Source organism: Vreelandella sp. H-I2 (genome assembly GCF_052959335.1).
Map to the genome: position 1 here is coordinate 403,175 of NZ_JBRAMC010000003.1, position 26,019 is coordinate 429,193.

Sequence of the window (26,019 nt, forward strand, 5' to 3'; positions counted from 1 at the left end):
CCCATTGCGTCGGCAATGCCGACTCTAATAGATTGATGAGGGCACCTGTGAACGATAACGCCATGTCCATTCCCCACCTGATAATGAATGCCAGCACCGTGGTGCAGCTGGTGATGTTGCTACTGTTGGTGGGGTCGATCCTCTCTTGGGTAGTGATTTTTCAACGTAGTATTGCACTGCGAAACGCTAAGCAAGAGTACAACCAATTTGAGGAATCTTTTTGGTCAGGTGTCGACTTGAACGAGCTTTACCGCGAGATCCCAGCCGAAGATCCGCGCCATGGCGCTGAGCACATTTTTCAAGCGGGTTTTCGCGAATTTAATCGTTTGATGCCCAAAACCCGTGATCCAGGCACCGTTCTGGAGGGTGTCCAGCGCAGCATGCGTGTTGCATGGTCACGGGAAGAAGATCGCTTAACCCAACATTTAATATTTCTTGCCACCGTGGCATCCGCTAGCCCATATATCGGCCTCTTCGGCACTGTATGGGGCATTATGGGGTCGTTTCAGGCTCTCTCGCTGACGCAGCAAGCCACGCTTGCTACGGTCGCTCCTTGGATTGCAGAAGCATTAATTGCGACAGCGATGGGCTTATTCGCAGCCATTCCGGCGGTCATTTTTTATAACCGCCTGTCCAACGCATCTTCTCGCTTGCTCGGGAAATATGAGGATTTTGCCGAAGAGTTTCACGCTATCTTGCATCGCAATCTGCAAGGTCGTGACGGCAAATCGAGCGTGAGTTAAGGGAGAGAACCATGCAAGGACCGTTCAATCGTAGTGGTAAAAGCAAGCCGATGGCGGAAATTAACGTCGTTCCTTTCATTGACGTTATGCTAGTGCTGCTGGTGGTTTTTATGATCACCGCGCCCATGTTGACCCAGGGCGTACAAGTTGAGTTACCGCAGGTAACCTCCGAGCCCATTGAGACTCAGGAAGATAATGATCCTATTATCATCTCGGTTGACAGCGAAGGGGGCTACTTCATCACGCTCGGAGAAGATTCTTCATCTGTCACGCTGGAAGAGATGTCCGATCGCGTCATGACCATTTTGCAACGGCGTCCTGGCACTCCGGTTATGGTACGTGGCGACCGCAATGTGGCCTATGGTCAGATTGTCGTCTTGATGAGCACACTACAAGGCGCCGGTGTAGCCAACGTAGGGCTGCTTTCTGAGCCGCCGCAAGATGGGTAAGGGCAACACGAACATGGCAGTAAAATCCTTTCGCGATCCTCAGGATGTTGGCTATAAGTGGCCGACGGTTCTGGCCATAGCCGTACACGTCGCGATTGTAGCGTTCAGCTTGATTAGCCTGCCTAGTCGAGTTGCAGAACCGGATAGCTCTTCAATTGTCCAAGCCACCTTGGTAAGTACCGAGACGTTTACCAATCAGGCCCAGCAGTCAACGGAAGAGCAGGCGGCGATGAATGCACCTGCTGAAGCGCCTGTCGAACCCGATGCGCCAGACGAGCCGTCGGCCAGTGAGGCGCAAGCAGCCGCTGAGCAACAAGCTGCTGAAGAGGCTGCTCAGCAGGCAGCGGAAGCAGAGGCGCAAGCACTAGAAGCCGCGCGTGAGGCAGCGGAAGCAGACGCACAGCGCCGTGCGCAAGAAGCGGCAGAGCAGGCGGAGCAGCAGGCCGCCGAGGCGGCTGAACGTGAGGCAGAAGCGCAAGCCGTTGCTGAGCGCCAGCGTGAAGTAGAAGAAGCACGTCGCCAGCAAGAAGCTGCCGAACAACAACGCCTTGAGGAAGCTGAAGCTGAGCGCCAGCGTGAAGCAGAAGAACAGCAGCGTCGCGAAGAGGAAGAGGCTGAACGCCAGCGCGAAGCCGAAGAACAGCAACGCCGTGAAGAAGCAGAAGCCGAGCGTCAGCGTGAAGCCGAAGAGCAACGTCTTCGTGAGCAGGAGGAAGCCCAACGACAGCGAGAAGCCGAAGCACAACGCCAACGTGAAGCGGAAGAGCAGCAGCGCCGTGAAGCGGAAGCAGAGCGTCAACGCCAAGCTGCGGAAGCTGCTGAGGCGGCCATGCAGCGCCAGTTGGCAGGTGAGGCTGAAGCGGCTGCCAATGCCCAGCAGGCTGAGCAGGCTGCCAATAGCTTTATCAATATTGTTCGCCGTGCCGTTGAGCAGGCGTGGGTGATTCCGCCCGGTGCAAGTGATTCGATGAGTGCTACCCTGCAAGTAAGGCTAGGACCATCAGGAGAAGTATTGGCAACGTCGATTGTGACCTCAAGTGGCGATAGTGCTTTTGATAGGTCTGTGATGCAGGCTGTGGAACATGCTGCACCGTTTGGTGAATTGCGAGATTTACCAGCCGACCAGCAGCGTAATTTACGTCAGTTTAATCTGCGATTTACCCCGGGAGATGTTCGCTGATGCAAAGCTTGAGCAAAGTATGGCTGTTCTGTGTGCTGCTGCTAATCAGCAGCGTGGCGAGTGCCAACTTAACCATTGAAATCACGCGTGGCAGCGACCAGGCGCTGCCCATTGGCGTAGTGCCCTTCGAAGGATCAGAAGGGTTGCCAGAAGATGTAGCGCAGATAGTGCAAGATGACCTTGAGCGTAGTGGCTACTTCGACCCTTTAGAGCGTAGTGCCATGTTTGAACAGCCTAGCCAGTCTGACGATGTGCAGTTTGGTACCTGGCGTTCGTTAGACGTGCGCTATTTAGTGGTAGGCAGGGCTGAGCAAACTGAGGGTGGTTTCCAGCTGCAGTTCGAGTTGATGGATATCAGCGGCCAGCGCCGCATGATCGGCGAAACCGTGACAGTGAGAGGCAACGACCTACGCGGTGCCGCCCATTATATTAGCGATCAAATTTTCGAAGAGATCACTGATATTCGTGGTGCCTTCTCTACTAAAATCGCTTACGTAACGGCACAAGGTATCGGTGACAACATGCAGTTTGGCTTGTACGTTGCAGACGCCGATGGGCGCCGCAGCGAGCAGGTATTGACCTCCGACGAGCCGATCATGTCGCCGGCGTGGTCGCCTGATGGCACCAAACTCGCCTATGTCTCGTTTGAGACAGAGCGTCCGGCGATCTATATCCAGGATGTGGCGACAGGGCAGCGTGTTCAAGCGACCTCGTTCGAAGGCATCAATGGCGCACCCGCCTGGTCGCCGGATGGCCGGCGTATCGCGATGTCCCTTTCCAAAGATGGCCAGCCTGAAATTTATATTATGGATGTCGGCAGCCGCTCATTAGAACGCATTACCAACAATAACAGCATTGATACGGAACCCGCTTGGTCGCCGGATGGACAAAGCTTGCTATTTACCTCTGACCGCAGTGGAGGCCCCCAGCTTTATCAATACTCAATGGGCGGTGGCGAGGCCGAGCGTCTGACGTTTACGGGCAACTACAATGCCCGGGGACGCTATTCGCCGGACGGTGAGCAGATCTTTTTGATCCACCGCTCTAGCCGTGGTTATCAAGTAGCAAGGCAGGATCTAAGCGGCGACCGTTTGGTAGTACTAAGTGAATCAACAAGAGATGAATCTCCTAGTGTTGCGCCGAACGGGACCATGGTAATCTTCGCTACCCAACAGGGTAATAGCGGGGTGCTTAGTGCTGTTTCTGCCGATGGCCGCTCTTCATTTAGGCTCCCATCAGCACAAGGCGATGTACGTGATCCAGCATGGTCACCCTTCTTAAATTGATCAACTCATTTGATTAATATTGTTTTTTTTGTTTTCAGGCAAGGAGTCTGATTATGCAACTTAAGCCGTTGGCTCGCTCATTAGCAGCAGCGCTATCTATCGTGGTAATCGCTGGCTGTTCCAGCACCGGCGGAACCCAAGACGGTGACTCGTACGGTAGCCAGGATGGCAGTACTACCGGTTCTAGCACCTCAGGTACTGGCACAGGTAGTCAGTATGGTTCTACTTCTGGCTCAGGCGCTGGTCAGCAGGCTGATTCACGCATCCCTGAAGTGCGCACCATTTATTTCGATTATGATCGCGATACGATTAAGAGCGACTATGAGTCTGTGGTAATGGCTCATGCACGCTATTTGCGTGCCAACCCGAATGCTCAGGTGGTTCTACACGGGCATACGGATGAGCGCGGTACCCGTGAATACAACATGGCGCTGGGTGAGCGTCGTGCCGGTGCGGTAGAGCGCTTCCTGAACATTCAGGGGGTATCTCCTTCGCAAATGAGCGTTGTTAGCTATGGTGAGGAGCGTCCGGCAGCCAGTGGCCAAGACGAGAGCGCCTATGCACAGAACCGTCGTGTTGTGTTTAACTATTGATGAAGGTGGCGTGCTAACCGCACGCCGTTTTTATCTACGGAGTCATCATGAATCACAGTCTCAAGCGTTACGTTGAGAGGCTGTGCGGTGCGGGAGCCTTAGTGCTCCCGCTGTCCGTATTGCCTCTCACGGCCGCCGCTCAACAGCCGCTCGTTCAAGATCTTTCTGATTCTTCCAATAGCAGCTTCTATCAGCAGACGCAGCGCCAGGAAGCATCCAGCGGTAACCTGGTACTCTTTAATCAGGTGCAGGAGCATCAGCAGGAAATACAACAGCTGCGCGGACAGATTGAAGAGTTACGTCATCAGTTGGAACAGCTGCGTCGCCAATCACAACAGCAGTACCTCGATATTGAAGATCGCCTGATGAGCAGTGGGCCAACGCAGATTGAACAGTCAACTCCAGCGGTTGAGCCAGAAGCCGCCGAGGAAGTTGTTAATGCTCCCTCAAGCCGCAATGTCAGCGAAGATGCCCAAGCCGATTATCAAGCGGCTTTTGCGCATGTCCAAGCACGCCGCTTTGATGAAGCGATTGCAGCATTTGATGCCTTTGTTACCGATCATCCTGATACCAGTCTAACGGCCAATGGCCACTACTGGCTGGGCGAGTTGTACGCGGCAGAAGGCGAGTTGGATGCAGCTGATCAAGCCTTTAGCCGGGTGATTGACGATTATAGCGGTAGCAGTAAAGTACCTGATGCGATCTATAAGTTAGGGTTGGTGAAGGCGCGCAAAGGTGAAGCGGAGCGCAGCCGGGAGTTACTCGAACGTGTGCGTGACGACTACCCCCAAAGCAGTGCCGCAGGCCTTGCCAATGACTTTTTGCGCCAATCAGCGGGTTAATATTTTTTGATCTATTTTTGCTTCAGGGAATCAGCATGAGCTGCAAGATCGACTATCAACCAGCGCCCAACCTATTGGAAAATCGCGTCGTGTTGGTAACCGGCGCAGGCGATGGGATTGGCCGCGCGGCAGCATTGAACTATGCCAATCACGGCGCAACCGTGATTCTATTAGGGCGGACCATTGCTAAGTTAGAGCGCGTTTACGATGAAATCGAAGCGGCTGGTGGTCCCCAGCCAGCGATTTTTCCGCTTAATTTTGAAGGCGCCACGCTAAAAGATTTTCATGATATGGCCGAAACGCTGGATAAAGAGTTTGGCCGCTTGGATGGCCTGTTGCATAACGCAGGGTTGTTAGGCCGGATTACGCCTTTTGAGCAGTATAATCCAGAGCTCTGGCAGCAGGTGATGCAGGTTAATATCAACGGCCCCATCTGGATGACCCAGGCGCTGTTACCTCTGTTACAGGCGTCTGAGGATGCCTCAATAATTTTCACATCTTCAAGTGTGGGCCGTAAAGGACGTGCGTATTGGGGGGCGTATTCGGTTTCTAAGTTTGCCACTGAAGGTTTTGTAGACGTACTAGCCGATGAGCTGGATAACCAATCGAATATCCGTGTCAATTCGCTTAATCCAGGTGCCACTCGTACGCAAATGCGGCGTACGGCGTTTCCTGGGGAAGACCCCTTTACGCTGCGTACACCGGAAGACATTATGCCTACCTATTTATGGTTAATGGGCCCAGATAGTGCAGGCACCAACGGTGAAAAGCTTGATGCTCAGCCGCCTCGCGTATAAACGCTTGTTTTTATAACGCTGCCGGGTGTGTCGATGCCCGAAACGGTAAGGGCCTAACGCTTGAACGCGCCCAGGGCATCGACGAGTGCTTCACACTCTTCAAACCAAAGATCAGCAGGCCACTGCTGATAATTGTCTGCTTCACTAATATAGCCATAGCCAACGGCAACTGCGGTCATTCCAGCGGCCACTGCTGCTTCTATATCACGTACATGATCACCGATATACCAGCATTGCTCGGGCTTAACGCCCAGGCGTCGGGCTGCTTCCCAGAGCGGCTCAGGGGCAGGCTTTTTTACGCTTAGGTCGTCAGCGCACAACAGTGCGCCAGGCTGTAGAGCCAATGCTTCCAGTAAGGGAAGTGTATAGCGCCGTGGCTTATTGGTCACTATCCCCCAAAGTCGCTGGTCGCCATGCCACTCTTTTAGCCACCTATCCAGTGGGGAGAAAACCCGGCTATCAACGGCTACTGCTTGCTCATAGGCATCGAGCAGAAACTGCCGCGCCAGCGTATGCTCGGCAGAGTTAACCTCTAGCCCAAGCGCCAGAGTAACCAGCGCACTACCGCCGTTAGAGACTTGACCGCGAATTACCTCATAGGGTAGCGGCGACAGCCCATGGTGGGCTCGCAATGTATTGGTTGCCTTGGCCAAGTCCGGTGCCGTATCTACCAGCGTTCCATCCAGATCGAAGAGTATTGCTTGGGGGGCTTGCATCGACATTTAATCGCTCACCTTGCGGCAGTACATCATGTAATTGACCGAGACATCATGGCTGACTAAACGGTAATGACGCGTTAGCGGGTTATAAGTAAGCCCTGTTTGTTCGCGCACTTCTATACCACTGTTACGCGACCAAGCTGCCATTTCAGAAGGACGAATAAATTTCGCATAGTTATGGGTGCCCCGTGGTAGCAACTTAAGCACGTACTCAGCGCCTAAAATGGCAAACGCATAGGATTTAGCGGTGCGGTTTAGGGTAGAGAAAAATACATAACCACCTGGCCGAACAAGGGCACTGCAGGCACGAATGACAGAGGCCGGATCGGGAACGTGTTCAAGCATTTCCATGCAGGTCACCACATCGTAAAAGCCGGGCTTTTGAACCGCCATGGCTTCTACACTGATGTGCTGGTAATCAACCTTAACGCCGCGCTCCTCTGCGTGCAGCCGAGCCACCGCTAAGGGAGCTTCACCAAGATCAATGCCCGTCACCGTAGCCCCGCGGTGGGTCATTGACTCGCTCAAAATACCGCCTCCACAACCTACATCAAGCACTTTTCTGCCCGCTAGACCTGCCCGTGCATCAATAAAATCAAGGCGCAAGGGGTTGATGTCATGGAGCGGTTTAAATTCACCCCGCGGGTCCCACCAGCGGCTAGCGAGTGCTTCAAATTTAGCGACTTCCGCTGCATCGACGTTGCCTTGATTGTGATTAGCAGTGCTATCCTGTGGTATCGCTTGCATGTCGTGACTCCCGTTGTCAGTGAGCATTAAATAAAATGTCGGCGCCTAATCACTATTTATTGTCTATTACACTCGGTTTCATCCTTTAGCGAGGTGGCATCCACTCGCGCCTTCAGTATTATGGACATTCTAACCACTCCTGTGTCGGAACGCATGAAAAGGACCTCGCTATGATTCGTAAGGCATTACTTTGTCTCGCTGGTTTTGGCCAGCAGCAAACAGCAGACGCTTTCCAAGCGATGTTGTCACGCTATCACTTGGGAGAGTAACGGATGAGGGTGTTACTTTACGGTAGCGAGTTAAGTGCAGCGACGGCGGCTGCTGCACTGGCCTGGGTTGGCCATCATGTGCAATGGTTACCTCATTCCGATGCGCCTTGGTCAGTTCTCTCCAAGGTAGACTGGTTACGCAGTGAACCTCAGTTAATAACCCATCTTGAGCAAGGCTTAGCAGACGGAACACTGCAAATCCTTGAACGATTGGAAAATGCCGATATTCCTGAAGTGATCTGGCTGGCGTTATCGCCGGCACAGCGTAGCTCGGCCAGTAAACTGCTTGAAGATCCACTGTTCGCGGATCAGCGCGGTATTGTGCTCATTAATAATTCGACGTTTCCGGTGGGAGAGACCGAGCGCCTGCACGCGCTGATGGGCGCTCAGCATACTAGTGTGGCGCTTCCAGACACGTTGGAAGAGGGCCGAGCATGGGATTCTTTTACACGCCCAGCCCGGCGGTTATTAGGTTGCGATGATGCGCCTGGAGAGCAGATAACCCGTGAGCTGTTACGCGCCTTTAATCGGCGCAGTGAAGTGTTTCAATGTATGCCTCGCCGTGCTGCAGAACTCACCAAGCTGGCCATTAACGGCATGCTGGCCACCCGTATTAGCTATATGAATGAAATTGCCGGTTTGGCTGACACGCTAGGCGTCGATGTAGAGCATGTGCGACAGGGTATGGGGGCCGATTCGCGTATAGGGTTTGAGTATCTATACCCTGGGTGTGGATTTGGTGGACCTAACTTCTCCCGCGATTTGATACGCTTGGCCGATGTACAACTGCAAAGTGGCCGTTATTCCGCGCTGCTTGAGCAAGTGATGGACATTAATGAGCAGAAAAAAGAGACTCTGTTTCGCAAATTATGGTCGCATTTTGATGGCGAAATGGCCGGTAAAACCGTGGCGATTTGGGGCGCCGCGTTTAAACCCGGCACTGCACGCATTGACCATGCGCCTGTATTGACATTACTTGAAGCGCTTTGGGCGCAGGGGGCTAGGGTACAGCTACACGACCCAGCCGCGGTGCCTGCTCTCCACGCCTTGGTAGGCGAGCGTGAAGACCTGAAAACATATACGCATGACCCCTATTTGGCCTGCGAAGGCGCCGATGTATTGATGCTGGTCACGGAATGGAAGACCTATTGGAACCCTGACTGGCACCGACTTGGTTCGTTATTAAACGCTAAGCTCGTATTAGATGGGCGCAATATTTATGACCCTGAGTTCGTTGCCAGCTGTGGATTAATGTACCGAGGTATAGGCCGTCGTGCCGACCCGAAGACTCTTTGAGGAAATGTTATGCCAGACGCCACCGCATCCTCTCGTATTGTGCCTGATGTGGATCAAAGCCTGACGGCGCAACATTTGCGCCACCGAAAAAGGACTAAACTATGGCCAATATGGCTATGCCTACTATTCATTATTGCGCTATTGGGAGCGGCGGCAGCTGGACTTTGGTACGAACGTGAACGACTGTTGAGTGAGATTCATCGAGTGAGCGGTGAAGTGTCCAATGTACATGCCCGTTTGGATTCGGGTGACAGTGGCGTACAAGATGCGATAACCTTTGTACAAGCCCAGATGGCGACACTTTTCCAAGAACAAGAGCAGCTATCTATTTCGCTGGCTAATACCCGTGAAGAGTTATACAGCTTACTCACTATGAATGAGGATATGGCTTCTAGCGATTCGATTAATACACTGCTGCAGCAGTTGGAGCAGCTCAGCGAACAAGCTGAGCTGCGCGACAGTCAACTAATGGCGATGCGTGAATCTCTTGATGCGCTGGAACAAACGGGAACGTCTGGACGTCAAAACCTCATTGAGGAAGTTACCCACCTGGAGCAACTGACCGAGCAGCGTCTCGCCGTACTGGATAATCAAATCAATAATGTTAGCAGTGCATGGGAGGAGCAGTTAGCAGAGCAAAGAGAAGCGATTGAGACCCGTATTGAGGAACTGGAGTCATCCATTGCAGAGACTGATACGCCAGCAGAACAAGAAGCCCTGGAGGCATTAGAGCAAGAGTGGTCTCAACGCCTTAATGCGTTGGAGAGTGATGTACGTCAAGTACGCCAAGCACAGCTTGCCTTCAGTGCCCAATTAGAAATGTTGCGTTAACAAGTTACGTCAAATGAATACTTAAGTGATAAAGCCGCTGATTCAGGGTGGGATAAAAATGTATGGGAAGACAACGGAGATGGACATCCGCAACCGGCGGCACGCTTTTTGTAATGCTGCCCTTATTATGCGTTGCACCGGGGGCATGGGCGCTAGAGGCGTCCATTACAGGTGTCCCCGATGAGGTCGAAGGCAATATCCAAGACTACTTACAAAACATCGATGCAGAGCAATACACCAAGGTGCGACTGGAAGGCGAAATACGCAGCCGGACTCAGGAAGCAATGCGTGTTTATGGCTATTACGAACCTGAAGTCACCATTGAACGCGTCACCGATGAGCGCGTAAGGCTTGATATCGAGCCGGGGCCTCAAGTTGAGATTGAAATTTTGTCAATTAATGTTGACGGCGATGCGAGTAACGACCCCCCGTTTCAACAGGCAATAGAAGACTTTCCCCTGGAAGAAGGGGATACATTGCGCCATGCCCCATGGGAGCAGCTGCGTGGCCAGTTCTCGGGGTTGGCTATCGAGCGCGGCTATTTTGATTGGGGGTTTACCGATCGACGTATGGAGGTGCGCCCGTATTTGCAAAGTGCGCGTCTCTACATGGACTTTGACAGCGGCCCCCGCTACAAATTTGGTAAAGCATTCATCACCGGTAGTCATATTGAATTAGACCGCTTGCGCCGCATGCAGCCATTTGAGACGGGCGATCCTTACTTAGCGCAAACACTAGCAGAATATAATCAATCACTGGCGGAAACAGGCTGGTTTAGTTCTGTCTCAGTGCGCCCGCGTTTAGAAACCGCCCAAGAACTCACGATTGCGCCTTCAGGAGGCGGAGACCCGTGGTGGAGTGAAGCTACCGCTTCGCAACCAGAGCGCCCACGAGTCACTAGCGCCGCTTTGACCAGCGCACTGAGTCTTAATAAATCCAGTGATACGCAGTTACCTATTGATGTCAGCGTCGAACCGGCTGATCGGCATCAATTCGAAGTGGGTATTGGTTATGCCACTGATGTAGGCCCACGACTGCGCTTTGGCTGGGAGCAGCCATGGATCAATCGCTATGGCCACAGCCTTGACCATGATCTTTATTTATCCGCTCCGGAACAGCGCTTTACGGGGGTATATAACGTGCCTCTCGAAGACCCCCTTCGCGATAGTTATCGGCTTCAGTACGGCGTTCGTAATATCGACGATAGCGATACTCAGTCGCTAGAAGGCACCGTTGAGATCGCTCGGCGTTGGGAGTTCGATAACGATTGGGTCCAAACGGTCTATTTCCGCACTACCTATGAAGATTTTGAACAAGGGGGAGAGGCGGATCAAGTATGGCTGTTCTACCCGGGAATTCAGTGGTCTCGCACGCGCACACGCCCTCAGCGCTTTCCCTTGTGGGGCGACCGTCAGCAGCTCTCCTTAGAGTACTCGGATAAAATGTGGGGATCAGATGCTCAGTTTGCCCGCGTCACGGCAGATACCGAATGGATCCGTACTATCGGCAATGATAACCGGTTCTTGGCACGCCTTGGTTTAGGTGCTATTGAAACCGATGACTTTGACAAAATACCGCCATCGCTGCGCTTTTTTGTGGGCGGTGACCGCAGTGTGCGCGGCTACTCATATGAAAGTCTTTCGCCGCGTAACGAAGAAGGCCGGCTACGTGGTGGCCAGCAAATGTTGACCTCATCTATTGAGTATCAACGCCGCGTGACAGGGGATTGGTGGGCAGCCACTTTTATCGACAGTGGCGACGCGTTTGACAATTGGGGGCCAAATGATTTGAAAACCGGTGCCGGGGCAGGAGTTCGGTGGGTTTCACCGGTTGGGCCAATTCGCTTAGACATCGCGCACCCTTTCGATCACGAAGACGATTGGCGTTTGCACTTTTCCATAGGGCCGGAATTCTAGGAGAGAGATTTGTCTCAAGCTGAACCATTTACGTCTGATAACCGCCAGATATTGTCTCCTAAATATCGCGTTTGGCTCCTAATTTGGAGCCTTTTACGCCTTATTATCGTACTGCCAATTTGGCTATTTGCCCTTGTGGCGTTAGTTGCCGGGGTAGCACTATCTCCTTGGGGTACTGGGGTGTTGCTTTCGCAGGGCGAACAACGCGATTTTTTCTCCTATACCCATCATGAAGGCGGCCTTCTTGATCATTTCCTGATTGAAGACTTCCAATTGCAGTTAGGAGAAACCCGAATCGGCGTGGATGAATTTGAGCTTCAGTGGTCGGATGACTGTGTTTTATCGGGGCGTCTATGTATCGACACACTCCGTGCCGTGGGCGCCGATATCCGCCTGGGCACATCAAGTGAGGAGGAACCTCCTCCCGAAGAGGGCGGAGCACCGCTGACGATTCGTTTTCCCTTTCCCATTGAGGTACGGTCACTTCAGCTCGATGATGTCAACTTACGCCTTGCTGACGGCACCGAAGTGGCATGGCGTTCTTTAAGCTCCGCGGTCTTTGCGGAAGGCAATGACGTGCGGCTTGCGCCGACTCACTTGGAGCAACCTCGCCTTTATTTGCCGCCATCAGCAGGTGTACTGCTAACGCAAGCCACTGAAACACCTCTTTCTGCTGAGGCTATCGATGCCGCTATATTGCTCCGTGAACCGCAAGACCAAGCCGTACTGGCAGTAGAGTCTCCAGAAGAGCAGTTAGAAGCACGAGAGCAGCTGGAATTGCCTGACATTACCTTGCCGGTGGATATTCAAATACCCGAAATGACGCTTAACGATTTTCGTCTGGAAGGCGCCGCTGAGTATCGAGTGGAACGTCTTCAACTTGGACTGATGACCGAGGGCGACCGCGTTGAGTTAACTGAGCTTGCTGTCGTTACGCCAGACGCTGAGGCTGAATTAACCGCAAAGGCGACCTTAAGCGGCAGTTACCCACTTGAAGCTCGTTTGAACGTAGAACTTTTTTTAGCTGAGAGGTTTCCTGAGCTCGATGGCGAGACCTTGACGTTAACGCTGTCTGGCCCACTCGATGCACTGGAAGCCCAGCTTGAAGCGTCAGGGGCGGTAAATGCGTCATTAAACGCTCAAGTAGACGCGCTAGCCCCTACGCTGCCGTTTCAACTAGAGCTACAAAGTGACCAAATTCAGTGGCCGCTGCCCGAAAGCGAAACGGACAACCCAGAAGAAGAGGCGGCGCAAGCCGATGGTGATGTTGTTTCCGACCCTTATGTGGTCGATGATCTTGATTTGCAGGTAACGGGAAGCCTTAGTGATTATAACGCTCAACTAACGATGGCGGTCGAAGGGCCTAGCTTGCCGCTCACTCAGATAAACGTAAGCGGTGAGGGGAATCTTGAGCAGTTTAGCTGGCAACCGCTCACCCTCGCGGTCGACGAAAGCTCCTTGCGCAGCGAAGGCAACATTAGCTGGGTATCCCCGCTACAGGTCAATACGTCTATTCGTCTGGATCAGTTTAACCCTGCCCATTTCGTTGACCAGCTAGAGGGAAATTTAAACGGCGACATTGCGCTTACGTTGCGCCAGCAAGAGGAGCAGTGGACGATTAGCGTGCCCAATTTATCTATTGACGGTGAATTGCGCGACTATCCATTAACCCTACAAGCGGCCTTTGATGCTAATAGCAACTTGGAGCTGGATATTGAGGAGATGTTGTTCACGCAGGGGGATAATCGCTTAGAAGCAGCGGGGCAAATCAGCGAAGAAGCCATGTCGTTAAATGCCGACATTGCGCTACGTCAATTGCAAACCCTCTCGCCGGACTTGGCGGGTAATATCGTTGGCACGCTGGAGGCCAGCGGTAGTTTTAGTCAGCCACAGTTACTCGCTAACCTACAAGGCAATGGCGTGCGATTTGGCGAAAACCGCATCGAACAGCTCGTTCTAGATGCCGCTATACAGGGCATTGATGACCCCGCCCATGACGTGCAACTGGCGCTGCAGAACGTCAATGCTGGCGGTCAGGCGCTTTCCACCATGCATGCAAACCTGACCGGGCGTCTCTCAGATCATCGCCTTGAGCTTACTGCACAAGGTGAAAATAACAGTGTTTTAAGTCGTGCATTACTCGCCCTTGATGGCCGTTTTGATCAGCAGGGCCAGCTTTATCAAGCGCGCGTCACGCCGCTGGAAATTGATTCTGACGCGGGTGATATCCGTCTTGAAGCGCCCCTGGACTTACGCTACGACTTGGCCAATGGTCAGGCGAGCCTATCGCCGTTCTGCCTGCGGCGAGAACAGGGGGGAGTAGTCTGCTCTGAACAGGAAATTAGCGCCTCTGCTCAGCAGGGTAATGCCGTGCTCTCGCTACGTGAAGTCCCCATGGAAATGTTGGAGCCTTTTTTGCCAGAAAACTGGCAGTTAACGGGCGATACGACAGCGGACCTCGATGCCAATTGGCGGCAGGGGGGCACGCAGTGGCAGACCAATCTACAGATATTAAGCGATCTTGCGATTACAGCTGTTAATGATTATGGTCAGCCCGTCCAATTGCCAGAGATCAATTTAGACGCTCAGATTGAGGCCACTCAAGCCCAGGCGGAAGCCAATGTATCGCTCTCGCTTGATGAGGCAGGAGATATCAACCTAGCCTTGTCGGTCAATGACCCATTAGGGGCGGGCGCGTTGTCAGGAGAGCTACGCGCAGAAAATGTATCGCTGCAACCCTACCGGCCTATGTTGGTAGGTATGGACCAACTGGAAGGTGAACTAACCGGCAGTGTACAAATTGACGGCACGACCGCACAGCCTGATTTACAGGGCCAGCTTGGGCTTCGCAATATTCGTGTTAATGGACCGGATATTCCAGTCGATGTTCAAGATGGTGAACTGGTTGTCTCTTTCGATGGCGAGCAGGGTGATATCGATGGTTATCTGGCCGCCGAACGTGGGCGATTGGAAATCACCGGCGATGCTTACTGGCCAAGCGGTGACGATTGGCGCATTGGCGTCGACCTGAATGCAGTTCAAGAGCCAATCTTGGTCGTGTTGCCCCAGTTTGGCCGTCTTGAGGTGGCGCCTGATCTCCGTATTCGGGTAACGCCGGAAATGCTGCAAGTACGAGGTGATGTTAATTTACCCTGGGCACGTCTTGAGATTGGCGACATGCCATCATCGGCCGTCACACCGAGTGGTGATGAGGTGATTATCACCGAGCGCGATGACCGCCAGGCTGAAATTGAGGCGCAGCGTGCTGCTACCAATGATGATGGGCCCAGTGCGGCGGATGAACTCGCTGCCACCGGCATGGCGCTTGATGTACTGGTGAACCTAACGTTGGGCAGTGATATGCAGCTATCCGCCTATGGCTTAGAGTCTGGACTGGGGGGCTCGTTGGAAGTTCGACAAAGCAGCGGTGCGTTACAGTTGTTTGGTGATGTTAGCTTGGTTGATGGCCGCTTCCAGGCATTTGGTCAAGACCTTATCATTCGCCGCGGTGAACTTCTGTTTAGCGGTCCTCCCGATCTGCCCACCCTTGACTTCGAAGCTATTCGCAACCCAGACGTTACTGAAGATGACGTTATTGCGGGCTTACGAGTCACTGGCAGTGCCGAAGCGCCTAATGTACTGATTTTTTCCGAACCGGCTATGAATGAATCCCGCGCGCTCTCTTATTTATTGCGAGGCCGTGCCCCAGATGCTTCAGGTGGTGGAGTGGATAGCGCACTGACAACCGCGCTGATTGGTATGTCGTTAGGGCGTACCGGTGGCGCAGTCGGTTCTATTGGAGAGGCTTTCGGTATTGACGATTTAACGCTGGATACCTCGGGTGCAGGTGACGACAGTCAAGTCGCCGTTAGCGGCCAATTGACCGATGAACTGAGGATTAGTTATGGCGTGGGGATTTTCTCCCCCATTGCCGAGTTAACACTGCGCTACACTCTGTGGCGGAACCTCTACGTTCAAGCCGTATCGGGAACTAACCAAGCCGTGGATTTAATTTATACGTTTACTCGTTCCGGTGATCCTGAAATCATTCAGCAGCAATAAGTGAGGCCGATATGTCATTATTTTCAAAAGCTAACTCAAGTTCAGATCGTGTGCTGCCTGGACGAGATACGCCCATAGAAACAAGCCAGGTGCATACCATCAATGGGCATTCGATACATCCACCCTTTCCCAAAGGCCACGAAGAGATCGTGCTAGGGATGGGCTGCTTCTGGGGTGTTGAACGCCTATTTTGGCAGTTGCCTGGGGTTTATGTCACCGCGGCTGGTTACGCTGGTGGTGAAACGCCCAACCCAACCTATGAGGAGACCTGCACGGGACGTACCGGTCATACGGAGGTGGTGAGAGTGATTTATGATCCCCAGCAAGTCGATCTAGAAACGCTATTACACGTTTTTTGGGAACAGCACGATCCCACCCAGGGTAACCGACAGGGTAATGACATTGGTTCACAGTATCGTTCTGCCATTTTTACAACAAGCCAAGCTCAACAAGCTGTAGCCGAGCAAAGCGCCGCAGCGTATCAACAAGCGCTCGATAAGGCAGGTAGAGGGCCAATCACCACCGAGATAAAACCGCTGGAAACGTTTTATTATGCGGAGGCTTACCACCAGCAGTATCTTGATAAAAATCCTAACGGCTACTGCGGCTTGAAAGGCACGGGTGTTACATGTCCCATTGGTTAAGCAATCTAATCGGTCAACCACAGCGTTATCAGCGAATGCTGGTTTTCCAGCATTGCTCTATAGGCAGTGCCTTGACGCTCCTGCTTTGTGTATCGCCCGCCTGGGCAGGTGAAGAAACCGTTACCGAACTGGCGATACCTCAAACCGTTGACGACACATCATTCGCAAGCGAACGTGAAGCAGTGATGTGGCGTCAGCAAGAGCTTAAAGATATAGAAAGTCTGGTTCGTCAGTTGCGCTTTGACTTAGTTAATAACCAAGATGTGGAGGCTGCCGCACCGCGCTTAACGGAACTGCAGGAACGTGCCAGCGCCCAACGCTTACTCCCTGCATTTATTTCGGGCACGCATGGTGGAGGCTCCGATGCGCGGGCCTCTATTTGGGAGGAGTGGGATAAGTTTGCCAGCGGTTTTGACGACCTTGAAGATAAAATCGCCAATTTGATTGATGTGGCAGAGCAAGAAAACCCTCGTGATACAGCTCGCGCACTTTCCGAAGTAGGCAACAGCTGTAAAAGTTGTCATCGCGCCTACCGCTATGACTAGCGTATCCGCAGGCGCGGGGAAGGGCGCTTAATCGCCTTGTTGGATACGATCAATGCGGTAAAGCGTCTCCACTTGCTCTAAGCCACTAATGGTGCAATTTAGGTCTTTAACGCGACCATCACTTAAACCATAAACCCAGCCATGTACTGAAATTTGTTGGCCACGTTGCCAAGCGCGCTGCAAAATTTTTGTACGGCACAAACTATTAACCTGTGCTTTGACGTTGAGTTCACACATACGATCAATTTGATCCTCTAGTGGGAGATGCTCTAGAGAACTTCGGTGATGGTTGTATTGCTCACGTACCGAATGCAGCCAGTAATCAACGACGCCACACTCACCTCCCATCATAGCGGCTTTGATACCACCGCAACCATAATGACCGACAATCATGATATGGCTAACTTTCAGTACGTCCACGGCGAACTGTACTACCGATAGCGCATTCATATCCGTATGGTGGAGTAAGTTAGCGACGTTGCGATGTACAAACACCTCTCCGGGAGGGAGTGCAATAATTTGATTGGCTGGTACGCGGCTATCGGAACAGCCAATCCATAAATAATCCGGGTTTTGCTGATTCGAGAGGCGTTTAAAGTAGTCAGGGTCCTCTTCGCACATACGTTCAGCCCAGGCGCGATTGTTATCAAGCAGCGTCGCAATAGCGTCAGACATAAATTCTCCAGGCAGGTTGGATAGAGGTAAACTGCTGATCAGAAAGCGGAATGTCGAATTTTAGTCAGTATAAATTATCAGACAGTATAAAATAACAACAAAAGGTTTTAACCTCCTCCGACAGTCAGGTCAATATCCTTGTTTGGCCGTCAAGGTACACGAATATTTAACTCCACAGGAGCAAGCGATGGCAGACATTTCTGAATACGAATATGACCTCTTGGTCATTGGAGCAGGCTCTGGTGGCGTCCGTGTTGCTCGTACGGCAGCAGCCACCGGTGCCAGGGTGGCGATTGCCGAAGATCGTTACCTGGGCGGAACCTGTGTCAACGTCGGCTGTGTCCCGAAAAAACTTTACTCGTACGCGGCCCACTTTCACGACAGCTTTGACGATTCGGCAGGTTTTGGCTGGCAATTGCCTGGCCCGGCCAGCTTTGATTGGGCCACGCTACGTGACAACAAAATCAGTGAAATCAAGCGCCTAAACGGCATTTATCAGCGCATGCTTGAGGGTGCGGGGGTGACGTTATTTAACGCCCGTGCGCGACTCGTTGACGCTCACACGGTGGCGTTAGGTGGTGAGCATGGCAATGCATTGCTGACAGCCCGAAAAATCGTACTTGCCACGGGCGGGTGGCCCTGGGTTCCCAATTTTCCCGGCAGTGAACTCGCGTTAGATTCCAACCAGATTTTTGATTTAGATACCTTCCCCAAGCGGTTTTTAGTGCTTGGTGGTGGTTATATTGCCGTTGAATTTTCCAGTATCTTTAATGGGTTGGGCAGCGAAACACACCTTATCTACCGCGGCGAGCTGTTTTTGAAAGGGTTTGATCAACAGGTGCGCGAGTTTACCTGTGCTGAAATGGAGAGAAAGGGAGTGAACCTCCACTTCAATAATAACATTGAGCGCATTGAAACTACCCCAGATGCCTACAATGTTCACCTCACCAATGGCGAGGTGCTTGAGGTTGATGTGGTATTAGCGGCCACTGGGCGTAAAGCCAATATTAAAGATTTAGGGTTAGAGGCGCTGGGTCTGGATCTGAACGAGCAGGGCAAAATCCCTATTAATGAGCGCTTTGAAACGGCGATACCGTCAGTCCTTGCTCTGGGTGACTTAATCGCTGGTCCTGAACTAACGCCGGTGGCGTTAGCAGAAGCGATGCAACTTGTTGATATTCATTTTACCAATACTATTCCCCAACCGTTGGATTACGCCACGATTCCAACCGCCGTTTTTTGCCACCCCAACATCGGGACAGTGGGACTTTCCGAAGAAGCTGCCAGGGAAAAGTTTACTAACATCCGTGTCTATAGCACCAATTTCCGTGCTATGAAACACACATTGTCAGGTAGCCAAGAGCGCACATTGATGAAATTGGTGGTAGACGATGCCACTGATGTGGTGGTGGGGGCTCATATGGTTGGAGAGGACGCAGGTGAAATTATTCAGGGCATTGCCATTGCGGTGAGAGCGGGTCTTACCAAACATGATTTTGACCGTACCGTAGGCATTCACCCTACGGGGGCAGAGGAATTTGTGACGCTACGTACGCTCACGCGCACTTGAATCCCATTTGTCGTTCAAGGCCCTCAGGGTTTTCCTTGAGACTGTTTTAGGCGTGCCTTTGGCACGCCTTTTTTTGTCGTCTACTTGCGCTATTCTTAAAGCAGAAGCGATGTAACCAGCTATGTATGCAGCGATTTTGCTTCGCCTCATTATAACGAAAAATTATGGAAATCAGGGTGGTGAATAATATGGCTTTTGAATTGCTCATAATCAGCTGTTATAATGATCATCAAATTCGCTACAGCGAAGCATAACTATGAGTACGCCGACACAACCTTTTACTCCTTCTGCTGACTTGGCACGACCCACAGTGGCTGATGCTGTTGTGGGCCATGCAGAGACGCCGCTGTTTATTCGCAAACCCAATGCGGATGATGGCTGGGGAGTCTATGAGCTTATTAAAGCCTGCCCACCTCTGGATGTGAATTCCGCCTATGCTTACCTGCTGCTTGCGACACAATTTCGTGACACCTGTGCAGTAGCCACCAATGAAGAAGGCGAGGTCGTTGGTTTTGTGTCTGGCTACGTTAAGGACAATGCGCCAGATACCTACTTCCTATGGCAGGTGGCAGTAGGCGAGAAGGCCCGCGGTACAGGGCTAGCGCGCCGGTTGGTCGAGGCGATCATGTCTCGTCCAGAACTTGACGATGTGCATCACCTAGAAACCACCATTACGCCTGACAATCTAGCCTCATGGGGCTTATTTCGTCGCTTGGCTGCACGCTGGCATGCACCGCTCAATAGCCGCGAATACTTTTCTACCGAACAGCTGGGTGGAGAGCATGACCCGGAAAACCTAGTTCGTATTGGTCCGTTCCAAACTGACCGTATCTAATGCGCTGATTTTTGAGTACGCGCTTTGAACGTACTGTTTTTCCCGCTCATGTTGCTCCCGGCTAGCAACGCTTAATGGCAATATGATCAACTAAGGAGGTCGCTAATGCAGACCCAGACGCTTGAACGCATGGAATCCAATGTACGTACTTATTCTCGTTCATTTCCGGTGGTGTTTACCAAAGCGCAAAATGCGCGCTTAACCGATGAGAACGGCCGTGAGTACATTGATTTCCTCGCCGGCGCGGGCACTCTTAACTATGGTCACAATAACCCGCACATGAAGCAGGCAATGATTGATTACCTGTCAACGGATGGTGTGGTGCACGGCCTAGATATGTGGACCAATGCCAAGCGTGATTATTTGGAAACGCTCGAAGAAGTTATCTTCAAGCCACGCGGCCTTGACTACAAAGTGCATCTGCCTGGGCCAACAGGCACCAATGCGGTAGAGGCCGCTATCCGTCTCGCCCGTGTTGCTAAAGGCCGCCACAATATCGTGACGTTTACCAATGGGTTCCATGGCGTCACTATGGGTGCGCTGGCGACTACCGGTAACCGTAAGTTCCGTGAAGCCACTGGTGGCATACCTACTCAAGGCGCGAGCTTCCTGCCTTATGATGGCTATATGGGCGAGCATACCGACACGCTGGATTACTTTGAAAAACTGCTGAGCGACAAGTCTGGTGGGCTGGATATTCCAGCTGGTGTCATCATTGAAACCGTGCAAGGCGAGGGCGGCATCAATGTGGCAGGGCTGGATTGGCTTAAGCGCCTGGAAAGCATTTGCCGCGCCCACGATATTTTGCTGATTATTGATGATATCCAAGCTGGCTGTGGTCGAACAGGTAAATTCTTTAGCTTCGAACATGCCGGTATTACGCCCGACATTATTACTAACTCGAAGTCACTCTCCGGTTTTGGCCTGCCGTTTGCGCATGTGCTGATGCGCCCAGAGTTGGATAAATGGAAACCCGGTCAATATAACGGCACCTTCCGTGGTTTCAGCCTAGCAATGGTGACAGCGACCGCAGCGTTAAAAAAATACTGGTCCAATGACACTTTTGAGCGTGATGTTCAGCGTAAAGGGCATATTGTAGAAGAGCGATTCCAGAAACTGGCGGCGCTATTGACGGAAAGTGGTAAGCCTGCCACTGAGCGTGGCCGTGGTCTAATGCGCGGCATTGACGTAGTGTCTGGCGATATCGCTGATAAAATTACCAGCAAAGCCTTTGAGCATGGCCTAGTGATCGAGACCAGTGGTCAGGATGGCGAGGTGGTTAAGTGTCTTTGCCCGCTTACTATCAGCGATGAAGACTTGCTGGAAGGCCTGGATATTCTTGAAATGTGCGTGAAAGCAGTTGCTAGCGAGTAATTTGAGGCTAGGATAAAGAGTAAGCCCTCAACGTTTTAAATTAGGGATACAGCGGCTGGTAATCGCCAGCCGCTCTGATACGGAGTACTTCTATGATCGTTCGTAATCTTGAAGAAGCGCGCAAAACAGAACGTCTCGTTACCGCTGAAAATGGTAACTGGGACAGCACGCGCCTGGTGTTGGCCAACGACGGTGGAAATTTTTCTTTCCATATCACACGAATTTTCGAAGGCACTGAGACACATATTCATTACAAGCATCACTACGAGTCTGTGTACTGCATTGAAGGCGAAGGCGAGGTAGAAACACTCGCTGATGGCAAGATTTGGCCTATCAAACCGGGTGATATCTATATCCTCGACCAGCACGACGAACATCTGCTGCGTGCGCATAAAACCATGCACCTAGCATGTGTATTTACACCACCGATTACCGGTAACGAAGTTCACCAGGAAGATGGCTCCTACGCAGCTTCAGAATAATAAAGCATTTACACAACTCGACAGTTTGAGATGTGAAAGCAGCCTGAAAACAGAGGCTGCTTTTTTTATAGCCGAACGAATGCAGACTCGACACCTTCGCTATGTGGGTTGCCTTTGTACGCATAATATATATTATGTTAAATAAGATAATAATTAAACTATGTGATTGTAATTGATCGACGAAAATCTGTGATGACGTTGGACACTAGTCTCCCTTCTCCTTATCATTCCCCCACCTATTTCCAAGGATATCTCTCGTTATGCGCCCAGGTGTTTTGTGGCTAATAGCTGGCTTGTCGCTTTCAATCGCAGGTTGCGCAGCAACCCAGCCGGAAACTAATCAACCGCCACCTCTCAGCGAAGCCTCATTCAACTCCCGTATCCTAGAGCTAGAAAGCCAGCTAGCGCAGCAATGCACTGTTCATTCTGATCAGCAGGCACGCCAGCTTGATCAACAACAAGTACTCACTGCGGACATACGTGAGGTAGGTAGTTTATTGCGCTCACTACGCCAAAACGTGCAGCAGTTAGAAGCCCGTGGCGCAGAACCTGTCATCATTCGTGAAGAGTGTGAAGTTGATGAAACGCTAAGCACCAAAACACTCCTTGGTCGTAGTGAATGGGTAGGCCTGCCGAGTTTGGGGACCTATCTAAAAGCGCGCGTCGATTCCGGGGCTAATACGTCATCATTGTCGGCCGCCGAAATCACCCGCTTTGAACGTGATGGTGAAGACTGGGTGCGTTTTAAGCTAGCCCTCAATGACGACGATGTGGCCGTTGAGTCGCAGCGTGATGAATGGGTTGAGGCTCCTATTGTGCGCCGAGTTCGCATTCTTCAGGCCTCCGGTGAGGAATCTCGTCCAGTAATTTCTCTATTAATGACGTTAGGCCCCATTCGTGAAAACGTCGAGTTCACTCTTAATGACCGCTCACATTTAGAGTACCCGGTTTTACTTGGGCGGCGCTTCTTAATGGATATCGCGGTCATTGACGTTGCAGACACGTATTTACATGACCGCCCCGAGTTTCCTGGTGGCGAGCCAGCCGATCAAGCTGCTGAAGATGAAGCAGTAGACGAAGACGATACTGAAGAATAACTGCTCTCCCCTGGCGCTTTACGCAGAAAGGAATCTCCATGTCACGGTTAATGTTTTATATTATTGTCGGCTTTTTGATGGTTGCCGGTATTGCTACCAGCGTTCATCGCCATGTGCAGTTTGAAATTCCTTGGCTGCCCGGTGAGCAGCGCCAAGTATGGGAGATTGAAGCGGGCATTACTTTTAATGCCCAGGATGGCCCTGTTCAGGTCGATCTGGCGCTGCCTTCTCATCAGGCAGGCTACCGAGTATTAACTGAAAATACAGCATCATCAGGGTATGGTCTTGCCTACCAGGCGGATGAATTCGGCCGTACCGCGCAGTGGACTATTCGCGAAGCGGCGGGCAGCCAAACGCTTTACTATTCCGTACAAATGCTGGTATCACAAGATGCCCGTTCTCCTGCTCAAACACCGCCTGAGATGTCTCCTTCAACACCTTGGGAAAGCCCCTACGATACAGCGGCTAGCCAACTCATCGAACAAGCCTGGGCGCGCAGCGCGAATAACGCTACCTTCGCCCGAGAGCTGATCCGAGATATCAATGGCGAGGGGCAATCTGAGAACGCCCGCTTACTACTATCTCAAGAGAATCCTGCCGCTCTGGTAGTACGCTTGCTAAATCAAGCCGGTGTGCTAGCACGTGAAGTAAGCGGTCTATTATTGGAAGATGGCCGTCGCCGCCAAACACTAAGTAGCTGGATTCAGGTGTTTGACGAGTCTGGCGAACAATGGTCAATTTTCCATCCATTGACTGGCGAACAAGGCAAACCAGATAACTTGTTGTTGTGGGAAACAGGCGGTCGAGCCGTTCTAGAAGTTCAAGGGGGCACTAACTCTCGGGTGACTTTCTCGATGATGACTCATGAACAGCCAGCATCGGCGGCCGTGCGCAATCACTACTCTGAAGATACGCTGTTGAATTTTTCTATTCACAGCTTGCCTTTGGAAGAGCAAGCACTGTTCCAAACCATCCTGCTGATTCCGATTGGTGCGTTAATGGTGGTGTTTTTGCGCGTACTAGTGGGTATTAAAACGTCCGGTACCTTTATGCCGGTGTTGATCGCCCTCGCCTTCATTCAAACCACTCTACCTACCGGCTTGATTGGCTTTCTGCTTATCGTCGCTATCGGTTTGATTATTCGGAACTACCTCTCTTATTTGAACTTGCTACTGGTCGCCAGGGTCTCGGCGGTAATCATAACGGTGATTGCCATTATCTCGATTTTTACGGTTTTAGCCTACCGTATGGGGCTAAGCGCCGGGCTAACGATCACGTTCTTCCCGATGATTATTCTTGCCTGGACGATTGAAAGGATGTCGATCCTGTGGGAGGAAGAAGGTCCGAAGCAGGTATTAATACAAGGTGGCGGCAGCTTGATTACCGCTGTACTTGCCTACCTGGCGATGAATAACCCGTGGGTGCGCCATATCACGTTCAACTTCCTAGGCGTTCAGTTGATACTAATGGCGTTGATATTGCTATTAGGTAATTACACCGGCTACCGCTTATTGGAACTGCGTCGTTTCAAGCCCATTACTGATGATGAGAAACTCTCATGAGTTGGTTGAAAAACTGGACCTGGCCAACGCGCTTGCGTGATAAGGGCATCATCGGCATGAACCGGCGCAATATTCGCTATATTGGGCGCTATAATAAACGCCGGCTTTATCCCTTAGTGGATGACAAACTTAAAACCAAGCTGCTGGCTCAGCAGTATGGGATAACGTCGCCAGAATTGATCGGCACCGTGACAACGCAGTTCGGGGTCAAGCACATTGGGGCAATGCTCACTGGCCACGCGGGTTTTGTGATTAAGCCTGCCAAGGGGAGCGGTGGTAAGGGTATTTTGGTGATTGAAAAGGTGGAAGATAATACCTTTATCAAGCCAAGTGGCGCTAAACTAACGCTTACCGATATTGAGCGACACGTATCAAATATCCTTTCGGGCCTCTATTCGTTGGGCGGTTCGCCCGATGTCGCAGTGATTGAAACGCTGATTAATTTCGATGAAAGCCTGATGGATTACACCTATGAAGGGGTTCCTGATATCCGGGTTATCGTCTTCAAAGGTTATCCCGTCATGGCCATGATGCGTCTTTCCACCGCTGCCTCTGACGGCAAGGCCAACTTGCACCAAGGCGCGGTAGGTGTGGGCTTAAACATTGCGACAGGTGCTGCGCTGCGCGCCGTTCAGTTTGATCGGCCCTGCTTTAGCCACCCTGATACCGGACACGACCTAGCAAGCTTGGTAGTGCCGCAGTGGGAAACGCTGCTCAACTTGGCTGCGGGCTGTTATGAGATGACTGGCCTAGGTTATCTCGGTACCGATATGGTGTTGGATCGCAAGTATGGTCCGATGCTGCTTGAGCTCAATGCGCGCCCAGGCCTCGCCATTCAAATGACCAATGGTGAAGGCCTCCGCCGGCGTCTTGACCTCATTGAACGTCAGCCAGATGGTGTACCGCCAAAACAGCGTGTCGCTTTTGCCCAGCACCATTTTGCTCGGCAAAGTGAGTTGGTAGAAAACCCTGACACCACCTCTGCCAACGCGTAGACTGATGTTTGCAAAAAACGAGAGCCTAGGCTAACAACGTTCAACGAGTTGCCCATGACCCAAGCGAATACACTCTTGCAGCAGGCGGAGTCTCAGTGTCACACCCGCGGCGTTCGTTTTACCCCCATTCGCCGGCGCGTGTTAGAGCTGATCGCCGAAAATGGTGGCGGGTTGAAGGCGTATGATCTGCTGGACAAGCTGTCTACCGAACACGCAGCCGCTCGGCCTCCGACGGTTTATCGAGCGCTCGAATTCTTAATCGATCAAGGCTTGGTACATCGTATTGAGTCGCAGAATTCCTATGTAGCCTGTGCTTGTCCTGAGCATGCGCATGGTTTTCAACTGCTGATTTGCCGTCATTGCGGTTATGTAGAAGAGCTGCATTTGGATGAGATCAGTGATCAGTTGGCGGCACTGGCAAAAAGCCAAGGGTTTAACGTTGAACGCCAAACCATCGAGCTTCAAGGCCTTTGCCAGGATTGCCGAGCAGGCTAAATTGCCAACCAGCTA

Annotated in this window: 24 protein-coding genes; 21 read left to right on the top strand and 3 right to left on the bottom strand. The window is 51.9% G+C overall.

Annotated elements, in window-relative coordinates; translation table 11 throughout:
- Positions 1–47 precede the first annotated feature (47 nt).
- From tolQ to ACUVOF_RS09880, 7 genes are read left to right on the top strand one after another with little or no spacing between them, the layout of a single operon-like run.
- Positions 48–743, top strand: coding sequence for a protein TolQ (gene tolQ / locus ACUVOF_RS09850; protein ID WP_447044186.1), 696 nt, complete (start codon positions 48–50; stop codon positions 741–743).
- 11 nt (positions 744–754) lie between these two features.
- Positions 755–1,192 carry a protein TolR gene (gene tolR, locus ACUVOF_RS09855; protein ID WP_447044187.1) on the top strand — a complete coding sequence of 146 codons (438 nt, stop codon included), beginning with the start codon at positions 755–757 and terminating at the stop codon, positions 1,190–1,192.
- Between the two features lie 13 nt (positions 1,193–1,205).
- Complete coding sequence (gene tolA / locus ACUVOF_RS09860; RefSeq protein ID WP_447044189.1) at positions 1,206–2,372, top strand: cell envelope integrity protein TolA; 1,167 nt, start codon at positions 1,206–1,208, stop codon at positions 2,370–2,372.
- Positions 2,372–3,658 (top strand): Tol-Pal system beta propeller repeat protein TolB, encoded by a 1,287-nt coding sequence (gene tolB / locus ACUVOF_RS09865; RefSeq protein WP_447044191.1) that lies wholly within the window; start codon positions 2,372–2,374, stop codon positions 3,656–3,658. Before tolA ends, tolB begins: the two co-directional genes overlap by 1 nt.
- A gap of 53 nt (positions 3,659–3,711) precedes the next feature.
- A complete protein-coding gene (gene pal, locus ACUVOF_RS09870; RefSeq protein ID WP_447044192.1) occupies positions 3,712–4,251 on the top strand; it encodes a peptidoglycan-associated lipoprotein Pal in 540 nt (179 codons plus the stop codon).
- A gap of 47 nt (positions 4,252–4,298) precedes the next feature.
- A complete protein-coding gene (ybgF, locus tag ACUVOF_RS09875; RefSeq protein ID WP_447044193.1) occupies positions 4,299–5,093 on the top strand; it encodes a tol-pal system protein YbgF in 795 nt (264 codons plus the stop codon).
- Between the two features lie 35 nt (positions 5,094–5,128).
- On the top strand, positions 5,129–5,890 hold the full coding sequence (locus ACUVOF_RS09880; protein ID WP_447044194.1) for a YciK family oxidoreductase: 762 nt from the start codon (positions 5,129–5,131) through the stop codon (positions 5,888–5,890).
- A gap of 53 nt (positions 5,891–5,943) precedes the next feature.
- On the opposite strand, the gene ACUVOF_RS09885 is transcribed toward ACUVOF_RS09880, so the two are convergent.
- Together ACUVOF_RS09885 and ubiG are read right to left on the bottom strand one after the other, a co-directional pair.
- A complete protein-coding gene (locus ACUVOF_RS09885; RefSeq protein WP_447044195.1) occupies positions 5,944–6,612 on the bottom strand; it encodes an HAD-IA family hydrolase in 669 nt (222 codons plus the stop codon).
- Entirely contained in the window at positions 6,613–7,356 is a 744-nt protein-coding gene (gene ubiG, locus ACUVOF_RS09890) for a bifunctional 2-polyprenyl-6-hydroxyphenol methylase/3-demethylubiquinol 3-O-methyltransferase UbiG (protein ID WP_447044196.1), read from the bottom strand.
- Between the two features lie 272 nt (positions 7,357–7,628).
- On the opposite strand from ubiG, the gene ACUVOF_RS09895 reads away from it, so the two are divergent.
- From ACUVOF_RS09895 to ACUVOF_RS09920, 6 genes are all read left to right on the top strand, one after another.
- A complete protein-coding gene (locus ACUVOF_RS09895) occupies positions 7,629–8,921 on the top strand; it encodes a nucleotide sugar dehydrogenase (protein ID WP_447044197.1) in 1,293 nt (430 codons plus the stop codon).
- A 9-nt stretch (positions 8,922–8,930) separates the two neighbouring features.
- Complete coding sequence (locus tag ACUVOF_RS09900) at positions 8,931–9,752, top strand: hypothetical protein (RefSeq protein ID WP_447044198.1); 822 nt, start codon at positions 8,931–8,933, stop codon at positions 9,750–9,752.
- Between the two features lie 62 nt (positions 9,753–9,814).
- Positions 9,815–11,668: an autotransporter assembly complex protein TamA gene (gene tamA, locus ACUVOF_RS09905; protein ID WP_447044199.1), complete on the top strand. Its 1,854-nt coding sequence runs from the start codon at positions 9,815–9,817 to the stop codon at positions 11,666–11,668.
- A gap of 9 nt (positions 11,669–11,677) precedes the next feature.
- On the top strand, positions 11,678–15,730 hold the full coding sequence (tamB, locus tag ACUVOF_RS09910; protein ID WP_447044200.1) for an autotransporter assembly complex protein TamB: 4,053 nt from the start codon (positions 11,678–11,680) through the stop codon (positions 15,728–15,730).
- An 11-nt stretch (positions 15,731–15,741) separates the two neighbouring features.
- Entirely contained in the window at positions 15,742–16,374 is a 633-nt protein-coding gene (gene msrA, locus ACUVOF_RS09915; protein WP_447044201.1) for a peptide-methionine (S)-S-oxide reductase MsrA, read from the top strand.
- Positions 16,359–16,919, top strand: a complete 561-nt coding sequence (locus ACUVOF_RS09920) for a c-type cytochrome (protein ID WP_447044202.1) — start codon at positions 16,359–16,361, stop codon at positions 16,917–16,919. The genes msrA and ACUVOF_RS09920 overlap by 16 nt, the downstream gene beginning before the upstream one ends.
- Positions 16,920–16,946: 27 nt before the next feature.
- Here the strand turns inward: ACUVOF_RS09920 and can are convergent, their stop codons facing one another.
- Complete coding sequence (gene can / locus ACUVOF_RS09925; protein WP_113267871.1) at positions 16,947–17,594, bottom strand: carbonate dehydratase; 648 nt, start codon at positions 17,592–17,594, stop codon at positions 16,947–16,949.
- A gap of 187 nt (positions 17,595–17,781) precedes the next feature.
- Here can and gorA point away from each other — a divergent pair, with 187 nt between their 5' ends.
- The 8 genes from gorA to ACUVOF_RS09965 all read left to right on the top strand — a co-directional run bounded on the left by gorA (position 17,782) and on the right by ACUVOF_RS09965 (position 26,004).
- Positions 17,782–19,164, top strand: coding sequence for a glutathione-disulfide reductase (gorA, locus tag ACUVOF_RS09930; protein ID WP_447044203.1), 1,383 nt, complete (start codon positions 17,782–17,784; stop codon positions 19,162–19,164).
- Positions 19,165–19,420: 256 nt separating this feature from the next.
- The gene (gene ectA, locus ACUVOF_RS09935; RefSeq protein WP_035579286.1) at positions 19,421–19,999 is read left to right on the top strand and encodes a diaminobutyrate acetyltransferase; all 579 of its coding nucleotides are present in this window, start codon (positions 19,421–19,423) and stop codon (positions 19,997–19,999) included.
- Between the two features lie 105 nt (positions 20,000–20,104).
- On the top strand, positions 20,105–21,373 hold the full coding sequence (ectB, locus tag ACUVOF_RS09940) for a diaminobutyrate--2-oxoglutarate transaminase (RefSeq protein WP_113267869.1): 1,269 nt from the start codon (positions 20,105–20,107) through the stop codon (positions 21,371–21,373).
- 92 nt (positions 21,374–21,465) lie between these two features.
- Entirely contained in the window at positions 21,466–21,855 is a 390-nt protein-coding gene (locus tag ACUVOF_RS09945) for an ectoine synthase (RefSeq protein WP_447044204.1), read from the top strand.
- 260 nt (positions 21,856–22,115) lie between these two features.
- Positions 22,116–22,952, top strand: coding sequence for an ATP-dependent zinc protease family protein (locus tag ACUVOF_RS09950; RefSeq protein ID WP_113267864.1), 837 nt, complete (start codon positions 22,116–22,118; stop codon positions 22,950–22,952).
- A 38-nt stretch (positions 22,953–22,990) separates the two neighbouring features.
- A complete protein-coding gene (locus ACUVOF_RS09955; protein WP_447044205.1) occupies positions 22,991–24,514 on the top strand; it encodes an inactive transglutaminase family protein in 1,524 nt (507 codons plus the stop codon).
- Positions 24,511–25,509, top strand: coding sequence for an alpha-L-glutamate ligase-like protein (locus tag ACUVOF_RS09960; RefSeq protein ID WP_447044206.1), 999 nt, complete (start codon positions 24,511–24,513; stop codon positions 25,507–25,509). Before ACUVOF_RS09955 ends, ACUVOF_RS09960 begins: the two co-directional genes overlap by 4 nt.
- 54 nt (positions 25,510–25,563) lie before the next feature.
- Positions 25,564–26,004 (top strand): transcriptional repressor, encoded by a 441-nt coding sequence (locus tag ACUVOF_RS09965; RefSeq protein ID WP_447044207.1) that lies wholly within the window; start codon positions 25,564–25,566, stop codon positions 26,002–26,004.
- Positions 26,005–26,019: the final 15 nt, after the last annotated feature.

What these genes read in the sequence shown, in the direction of transcription:
- tolR (WP_447044187.1), top strand. Translation starts at nt 755, where the DNA reads ATGCAAGGACCGTTCAATCGTAGTGGTAAAAGCAAGCCGATGGCGGAA.
- tolA (WP_447044189.1), top strand. Translation starts at nt 1,206, where the DNA reads ATGGCAGTAAAATCCTTTCGCGATCCTCAGGATGTTGGCTATAAGTGG.
- tolB (WP_447044191.1), top strand. Translation starts at nt 2,372, where the DNA reads ATGCAAAGCTTGAGCAAAGTATGGCTGTTCTGTGTGCTGCTGCTAATC.
- pal (WP_447044192.1), top strand. Translation starts at nt 3,712, where the DNA reads ATGCAACTTAAGCCGTTGGCTCGCTCATTAGCAGCAGCGCTATCTATC.
- ybgF (WP_447044193.1), top strand. Translation starts at nt 4,299, where the DNA reads ATGAATCACAGTCTCAAGCGTTACGTTGAGAGGCTGTGCGGTGCGGGA.
- ACUVOF_RS09880 (WP_447044194.1), top strand. Translation starts at nt 5,129, where the DNA reads ATGAGCTGCAAGATCGACTATCAACCAGCGCCCAACCTATTGGAAAAT.
- ACUVOF_RS09885 (WP_447044195.1), bottom strand. Translation starts at nt 6,612, where the DNA reads ATGTCGATGCAAGCCCCCCAAGCAATACTCTTCGATCTGGATGGAACG.
- ubiG (WP_447044196.1), bottom strand. Translation starts at nt 7,356, where the DNA reads ATGCAAGCGATACCACAGGATAGCACTGCTAATCACAATCAAGGCAAC.
- ACUVOF_RS09895 (WP_447044197.1), top strand. Translation starts at nt 7,629, where the DNA reads ATGAGGGTGTTACTTTACGGTAGCGAGTTAAGTGCAGCGACGGCGGCT.
- ACUVOF_RS09900 (WP_447044198.1), top strand. Translation starts at nt 8,931, where the DNA reads ATGCCAGACGCCACCGCATCCTCTCGTATTGTGCCTGATGTGGATCAA.
- tamA (WP_447044199.1), top strand. Translation starts at nt 9,815, where the DNA reads ATGGGAAGACAACGGAGATGGACATCCGCAACCGGCGGCACGCTTTTT.
- msrA (WP_447044201.1), top strand. Translation starts at nt 15,742, where the DNA reads ATGTCATTATTTTCAAAAGCTAACTCAAGTTCAGATCGTGTGCTGCCT.
- ACUVOF_RS09920 (WP_447044202.1), top strand. Translation starts at nt 16,359, where the DNA reads ATGTCCCATTGGTTAAGCAATCTAATCGGTCAACCACAGCGTTATCAG.
- can (WP_113267871.1), bottom strand. Translation starts at nt 17,594, where the DNA reads ATGTCTGACGCTATTGCGACGCTGCTTGATAACAATCGCGCCTGGGCT.
- gorA (WP_447044203.1), top strand. Translation starts at nt 17,782, where the DNA reads ATGGCAGACATTTCTGAATACGAATATGACCTCTTGGTCATTGGAGCA.
- ectA (WP_035579286.1), top strand. Translation starts at nt 19,421, where the DNA reads ATGAGTACGCCGACACAACCTTTTACTCCTTCTGCTGACTTGGCACGA.
- ectB (WP_113267869.1), top strand. Translation starts at nt 20,105, where the DNA reads ATGCAGACCCAGACGCTTGAACGCATGGAATCCAATGTACGTACTTAT.
- ACUVOF_RS09945 (WP_447044204.1), top strand. Translation starts at nt 21,466, where the DNA reads ATGATCGTTCGTAATCTTGAAGAAGCGCGCAAAACAGAACGTCTCGTT.
- ACUVOF_RS09950 (WP_113267864.1), top strand. Translation starts at nt 22,116, where the DNA reads ATGCGCCCAGGTGTTTTGTGGCTAATAGCTGGCTTGTCGCTTTCAATC.
- ACUVOF_RS09955 (WP_447044205.1), top strand. Translation starts at nt 22,991, where the DNA reads ATGTCACGGTTAATGTTTTATATTATTGTCGGCTTTTTGATGGTTGCC.
- ACUVOF_RS09960 (WP_447044206.1), top strand. Translation starts at nt 24,511, where the DNA reads ATGAGTTGGTTGAAAAACTGGACCTGGCCAACGCGCTTGCGTGATAAG.
- ACUVOF_RS09965 (WP_447044207.1), top strand. Translation starts at nt 25,564, where the DNA reads ATGACCCAAGCGAATACACTCTTGCAGCAGGCGGAGTCTCAGTGTCAC.